This window comes from Streptomyces sp. NPDC097617 (assembly GCF_044761485.1).
Classification (GTDB): domain Bacteria; phylum Actinomycetota; class Actinomycetes; order Streptomycetales; family Streptomycetaceae; genus Streptomyces.
In genome coordinates this window covers 235932-242826 of record NZ_JBIWCL010000005.1, presented here as the reverse complement: position 1 = coordinate 242826, position 6895 = coordinate 235932, and the positions used below count along the sequence as shown (strand labels likewise).

The window sequence follows — 6895 nt, the reverse complement described above, 5'->3', positions numbered from 1 at the left end:
TCGTATTTTTCCCGGCCCCGCCATTTGATTTGGCCGACACCAAAAATGCGGTGTTTGACCTTGCCCAGCCCCCCCCCCCGGGGGCCCCCCCCCGGGGGGGGGGGGGGCGCGCGGCCCCCCCACCACCCCTTTCCCCTTTCCGCGCCGACTGGAGACCGCCCATGCGCCCTCGTAGCCGCACCCGTTGCCGCACCCGCACCCTCCTGTACGGTCTGCTCCTCGGCCTGCTGCTCGGCGCGGGCCTGCTGCCGGCCACCGCTGCGACGGCCGCGGACAACGGCACGTGGGGGGTGTTCCCAACGCCCGCGGCCGGTGCGGCCGTGACCGACCGCGCGTACTTCTTCCACCAGGGCGCGGCCGGGAGCGCGCTCAGCGACAGCGTGACGATCCTGAACTCCTCCGACAAGGAGCTGACGTTCCAGGTCTTCGCCACGGATGCCCTCAACACCCCGGCGGGCGGCGCCTTCGCGCTGCTGCCGGTGGAGACGAAGCCCAAGGACGTCGGAGCCTGGATCGCCCTGGCGCCGGAGGCCGCGAGCACCGTCACCGTGCCCGCCAAGGGCCGCAAGGACATTCCGTTCACCGTGAAGGTCCCGGCGGACGCGACGCCCGGTGACCATGTCGGCGGGATCGTCGCCCTGGGCACCGCCGTGGAGGGCGTGCAGCAGGAGGGCAAGGTCCAGGTCGGGGTGAAGCGCTCGGTGGGCGCCCGGCTGTACTTCCGGGTGCCGGGGCCGGTCACGGCGGGGCTGAGCGTGGAGGACGTACGGGTCAGCCGGTCGGCGCCGCTGCTGCCGTGGGTCAAGAACGCCCGCGCCACCGTCTCGTACGCGCTCGTCAACCGGGGCAACGTGGTCGTCGAGCCCAGGGTGGCGGTCTCCGCCGAGGGGGTGTTCGGCCGCGAGGTGCTGAACCGGCCCGCCCGGGAGCTGAGGCTGTCCCTGCTGCCGGGCCAGCGGATCGAGCTGACCGAACCGTGGCCGGACGCGCCCCAGTCGGACCGGGTGAGCGTCAAGGTCACGGCGGGAGCGGCCGCCCACCCCGATCTGGTCTCGGAGTCCGGGACGGACTTCATCGCCGTGCCCTGGCCGGCCGTCGGCCTGCTCCTGGTGCTGGCGGGCGCGGGGGCCACGATGTGGGCGCTGCGCCGCCGGCGCCACGCCGAGGGCGAACAGCAAGATGTCCTACCGGACTTGGCTGGGATGCGCTGACCGGCGAGGGTGTCCCCGGGTGACGGTATTCGGCCATCACCCTCGGGGCGGGGAGGCACCTCATGGAACGACAGCACGGCGACACGGCCAAGGGCATCGGGCTGTTGACCCGCATCGAGCGGGCGCTGGGCACCGGGACCGCCGCCTATCTGCCCGGCGACGGCTGGATCCGCCTCACCCTCCCGCTGGAGGACGGCGGACCGGCCCCCGTCACGGTGGACGTGATCGCCGACACGAGGCGGGCGCCGGAGGGGATCGTGTACCTGCTGCCCGGCGGCGGGCTGAACTTCGCGGCGGACTTCTTCACCCCGGGCGGCCGGGGCGAGCACAACCTCGCCCACGAACTGCGCGGCCGGGGCCTGCTCGTCGTCGGGGTCACCCCGCGGGAGGACGCCGCCGCGGCCGCCGACATCACCGCCGAGTGGGGGCTCGCGGCGCACCGCCGGGACCTGGCCGGGGTGGTGCGCGCGCTGGACTGCGTACTGGGCCTGCCGTACGAGTACGCGGGGCACTCCGCCGGGGCCGCCCTCGCCCTGGACGCGGCCTCGCACGACGCCTCCCCGCGGCTGCGCCGGGTGCTGGTGCTGGACACCACCGGCCCGTACACGGGCGACCTGGCGCTGCGGGCCGCCGCGACCCGGGACGCGTACGCCACCCAGCTCGCGCAGGGCGTCCGCGCCACCGACCCGGGGCTCGCGGCGCTGGTCGCCCGGGCGGTGACCGATCCGGCCGGCTCCTCCGCGGCGCCCTGGCCTGCGGACCCGGTCCTGCGCTTCACCCACGCGGGGCTCGCCCACTTCGCGCTGATCCGCACCGCGGCCCTCCCGGGCGCGGCGAACTGGATCCACTCCCGGGGCCACAGCGCCGGGAGCCACGCCTTCGGCGCCACCCCGGCCGAGGACCGGTTCGACCTCACCCACACCCCGCTGTCGACCTGGCACGCGGCCACCGCCGCCCTCGGCAGCGGCCTCGTCCCGACCGCCCTGATGCGGGACCTCGCGGCGATCTGGGCGGGCGACGGGGACACGTACGGGATCGACTGGCACCGGATCCGCACCGAGGTCCTCTGGGTGAATGCCGCCCTGGGCCGCGGCGACCACCCCCGGGGCGCGGAGCTGATCCGCGCGGCCGGGAACGAGCGGGTGACCTTCACCGTGGTCCCCGGCTACGGCCACGGCGACGTGGTCTGGGGCGCCAAGGCCGCGGCGGACGTCTGGTCGAGATTCTGACGACAGCCGGACGGCAGCCGACCGCCGCCGGGCCGCTGCCGGACGGGGCTGCCGGACGGTCGTCGGACGGTCGTCGGGAAACGGAACTCGCCCCCGCGGTGAGGGTTGCGGGGGCGAGTCGGTCCTGCGAGTCGGTCCTGCGAGTGGTTCCTGCGAGTGGTTCCTGCGCGACCCGCGCGCGGTCAGTGGTTGCGCGGGAAGCCCAGGTCCACGCCGAGGTGGCCCTCGGAGGGGTCCGGCCAGCGCGTCGTGACGACCTTGCCGCGGGTGTAGAAGTGGATGCCGTCGTTGCCGTAGATGTGGTGGTCGCCGAAGAGCGAGTCCTTCCAGCCACCGAAGGAGTGGTAGCCCACCGGCACCGGGATCGGCACGTTGACGCCGACCATGCCGGCCTCGACCTCCAGCTGGAAGCGGCGGGCGGCGCCGCCGTCGCGGGTGAAGATCGCGGTGCCGTTGCCGAACGGCGAGGCGTTGATGAGGGCCACACCCTCCTCGTAGGTCTCGGCGCGCAGCACGCACAGCACCGGGCCGAAGATCTCGTCGCGGTAGGCGTCGGAGTCGGTCTTCACCCGGTCCAGCAGCGACAGGCCGATCCAGTGGCCCTTCTCGTTGCCCTCGACCGTGAAGCCGGTGCCGTCGAGGACGACGTCCGCGCCCTGGTCGGCCGCGCCCTTCACGTAGGAGGCGACCTTGTCGCGGTGCGCGGCGGTGATCAGCGGACCCATCTCGGAGGCCGGGTCGTTGCCGGGGCCGATCTTGATCTTCTCGGCGCGCTCGCGGATCTTCTCGACGAGCTCGTCGCCGATCGCGCCGACGGCCACCACGGCGGAGATCGCCATGCAGCGCTCACCGGCCGAGCCGTAGGCCGCGGAGACGGCCGCGTCGGCGGCGACGTCCAGGTCGGCGTCCGGCAGCACCAGCATGTGGTTCTTGGCGCCGCCCAGGGCCTGGACGCGCTTGCCGTTGGCGGAGGCGGTGGTGTGGATGTGGCGGGCGATCGGGGTCGAGCCGACGAAGGAGACGGCCGCGATGCCGGGGTGGGCGAGCAGCGCGTCGACGGCCACCTTGTCGCCGTGGAGCACATTCAGCACGCCCGCAGGCAGACCGGCCTCGGTCGCCAGCTCGGCGAGCTTGTTGGCGGCCGACGGGTCCTTCTCGCTCGGCTTGAGGATGAAGGTGTTTCCGCAGGCCACGGCCAGCGGGAACATCCACATCGGGACCATCGCCGGGAAGTTGAAGGGGGTGATGCCGGCGACGACGCCCAGCGGCTGGCGGATCGAGGAGACGTCCACCCGGTTGGAGACGGAGGTGGACAGCTCGCCCTTGAGCTGCGTGGTGATGCCGCAGGCCAGCTCGACGATTTCCAGGCCGCGGGCCACCTCGCCCAGCGCGTCCGAGTGGACCTTGCCGTGCTCGGCGGTGATCAGGGCGGCGATGGCGTCGCGGTTGGCATCCAGCAGGGCGCGGTAGGCGAACAGCACCTTGGTACGGGCGGCCAGCGAGGACTGGCCCCAGATGAGGAAGGCCTCCTGGGCGACCTGTACGGCCGCGTCGACCTCGGCGGCCGAGGCGAGCGCGACCTGCGTGGTGACCTCGCCGGTGGCCGGGTCGGTGACCGGGCCGTAGTTGCCCGACGCGCCCTCGACGGTCTTGCCACCGATCCAGTGGTTGACGGTCTTCATGCCTTGCTCCTTCACAGATGGCGACGTCGCTGCGCGGCTTGCCGGTCGTACTCTTCGCGGGCCGTTGCAGCGTCCTTGCGGGTCGCGGTCTCGGCCACAGGAACATCCCACCACGCCTGTGCCGGGGGTGGGCCCGACACAGTGTCGGGCGTTCGGGTCTGTACGTAGACACATGTGGGACGGGTCGCCGAGCGGGCCTCGGCGAGGGCTTCGCGCAGGTCACGTGTGGTGCGGGCGCGCATCACGGCCATCCCGAGAGAGCCCGCGTTGGCCGCGAGGTCCACCGGAAGGGGATCCCCCGTATACCCGTAATCAGGCGCCCGGAAGCGGTACGCGGTGCCGAAGCCCTCGCCGCCCACCGCCCCCGACAGGCCGCCGATGGAGGCGTAGCCGTGGTTGTCGAGGATCACCACCTTGATCGGGATCCTCTCCTGGACGGCCGTGACGATCTCGGTCGGATTCATCAGGTACGTCCCGTCGCCGACCAGCGCCCACACCGGCCGGCCGGGTGCGGCCAGGGCGACGCCGATGGCCGCGGGGATCTCGTAGCCCATGCAGGAGTAGCCGTACTCCACGTGGTACTGGTCGTGCGACCGGGCCCGCCACAGTTTGTGCAGGTCGCCGGGGAGGGATCCGGCCGCGTTGATCAGGATGTCGGTGTCGTCGACCAGGGCGTCGAGCAGCCCGAGCACCTGGGCCTGGGTGGGCGGAGCGTCCTCGTCCGCCTCCGTGACGGCGTAGGCCCGGTCGACGCGGGCCTCCCAGCGCGCCCGCTCCGCCGCGTATCCCGCTCCGTACGCCGGGTCCGTGCGGTGGCCGGTGAGGCCGCCCCGCAGTTCGTCGAGCCCCTCACGGGCGTCGGCGACCAGGGGCAGGGCGGCGAGCTTGTGCGCGTCGTACGGGTCGAGGTTGAGGCCGACGAAGCGGACGGCCGGATTCTGGAAGAGGGTCGCGGAGGCGGTGGTGAAGTCGGTCAGCCGGGTCCCGGCGGCGATGACGAGGTCGGCCTCCCGGGCGAGCGCGGCGGCGGTGGAGGTCCCGGTGGGGCCGATCCCGCCCACGTCGGCGGGGTGGCCGTACGGCAGGACGCCCTTGCCCGCCTGGGTGACGGCCACCGGGATCCCCGTGGCCTCCGCGAAGGCGGCCAGGGCGGCGCGGGCCTCGCTGTGCCGGATCCCGCCGCCGGCGACGATCAGCGGGCGCGCGGAGCCCCGTACGGCCCCGGCGGCGCGGGCCAGCTCGTGCCGGTCGGGCCGCGGCCGGCGCACGCCCCACACCCGCTCGGCGAAGAACTCCTCGGGCCAGTCGTACGCCTGCGCCTGTACGTCCTGCGGCAGCGCGAGGGTGACGGCGCCGGTCTGCACGGGGTCGGTGAGCACCCGCACGGCCTGGAGCGCGGCCGGGACCAGGGCCTCGGGGCGGGTGATCCGGTCGAAGAAGCGGGAGACGGGCCGCAGCGTGTCGTTGACGGAGATGTCCCCTGCGTAGGGGACCTCCAGCTGCTGGAGCACGGGATCGGCGGGCCGGGTGGCGAAGGTGTCCCCCGGCAGCAGGAGCACCGGGATCCGGTTGATGGTGGCGAGGGCGGCGCCGGTGACGAGGTTGGTGGCGCCGGGCCCGATGGAGGTGGTCACCGCGTGCGCGGACAGCCGGCCGCACTGGCGGGCGTACCCGACGGCGGCGTGCACCATGGCCTGCTCGTTGCGGCCCTGGAGGAAGGGCATGGCCTGCGGCCCGCTCTCCAGGAGGGCCTGGCCGATGCCCGCGACGTTCCCGTGGCCGAAGATCCCCCAGGTGGCGGCGATCAGCCGGTACCGGTGCCCGTCGCGCTCGGTGTACTGGCGGGACAGGAAGCGGACGAGCGCCTGCGCGACGGTGAGCCTCACCGGTGGTCCTCCGTCCGGGGGTGGGGCGGCCGGGGGAAGGGCAGCCGGGGGTCGATGTCCTGCCCGTCCCAGCTGCCGCGGATCCAGCCGTGGTCGGGGTGGTCGCGGATCAGCCACTCCCGGGTCCCGCCCGGTCCGGCCATGACGTTCAGGTAGTACATGGCGTGCCCGGGGGCGGCGATGGACGGGCCGTGCCAGCCGTCGGGGATCAGCACCGCGTCCCCGGTGCGGACCTCGGTGAGGATGTCGGTCTTCCCCGCCGGAGAGGGGGTGACGCGCTGGTAGCCGAGCCCGGGCGTGTCCCCGTGCGGGGCGATCTCGAAGTAGTAGATCTCCTCCAGGCGGGACTCCTCGCCGGGGTGCTGCTCGTCGTGCTTGTGGGGCGGGTACGAGGACCAGTTCCCACCGGGGGTGAGCACCTCGACGGCGATGAGGCGATCGCAGTCGAAGCCGTCCGTGCCGGCGGCGGCGAAGTTGTTGACCTGGCGGGAGCAGTGCCCTGCCCCGCGCAGCTCCACGGGGACGGCTTCGGCCGGGCCGTACCTGGCGGGGAGTTGCCGCTCGCACCGGGCCCCGGCCAGGGCGAAGCGCCCGCCGTTCCCGGAGACGACCTCCGCGTGCGCGTCGCGGGGCAGGTACGCGAAGTCGGTGGTCCCGTCGAACACCCCTGTCCGCCCCTGCAGTGGGAACACCTCCGGTCCGCTCCCGGGGCTGCTCTGCCCCGGACCCCGCGCCTCACTCGCCGGCGAGGCTTGATCCGGCAGGGCCCGGCAACGGACCTCGCAGGCACCCGACAGCGGGAGCACGATCCACTCCGACTCCCCGCACGGGTGCGCGTACACCTCCCCCGGGGCCAGGTCGAGAACCAGCAACCTCGTCCATTCCAT

General features: G+C 73.7%; 5 protein-coding genes. 2 read left to right on the top strand and 3 right to left on the bottom strand.

The window, feature by feature from the left end:
- Positions 1-161: 161 nt before the first annotated feature.
- Together ACIQZO_RS12130 and ACIQZO_RS12125 are read left to right on the top strand one after the other, a co-directional pair.
- Positions 162-1211, top strand: a complete 1050-nt coding sequence (locus ACIQZO_RS12130; protein ID WP_403623967.1) for a WxL protein peptidoglycan domain-containing protein — start codon at positions 162-164, stop codon at positions 1209-1211.
- A 62-nt stretch (positions 1212-1273) separates the two neighbouring features.
- Entirely contained in the window at positions 1274-2440 is a 1167-nt protein-coding gene (locus tag ACIQZO_RS12125; protein ID WP_403623964.1) for a hypothetical protein, read from the top strand.
- A gap of 182 nt (positions 2441-2622) precedes the next feature.
- On the opposite strand, the gene ACIQZO_RS12120 is transcribed toward ACIQZO_RS12125, so the two are convergent.
- From ACIQZO_RS12120 to iolB, 3 genes are read right to left on the bottom strand one after another with little or no spacing between them, the layout of a single operon-like run.
- Positions 2623-4122, bottom strand: coding sequence for a CoA-acylating methylmalonate-semialdehyde dehydrogenase (locus ACIQZO_RS12120; protein ID WP_403623962.1), 1500 nt, complete (start codon positions 4120-4122; stop codon positions 2623-2625).
- 11 nt (positions 4123-4133) lie between these two features.
- Positions 4134-6008, bottom strand: a complete 1875-nt coding sequence (gene iolD / locus ACIQZO_RS12115; protein WP_403623959.1) for a 3D-(3,5/4)-trihydroxycyclohexane-1,2-dione acylhydrolase (decyclizing) — start codon at positions 6006-6008, stop codon at positions 4134-4136.
- Complete coding sequence (iolB, locus tag ACIQZO_RS12110) at positions 6005-6895, bottom strand: 5-deoxy-glucuronate isomerase (protein WP_403624272.1); 891 nt, start codon at positions 6893-6895, stop codon at positions 6005-6007. Before iolB ends, iolD begins: the two co-directional genes overlap by 4 nt.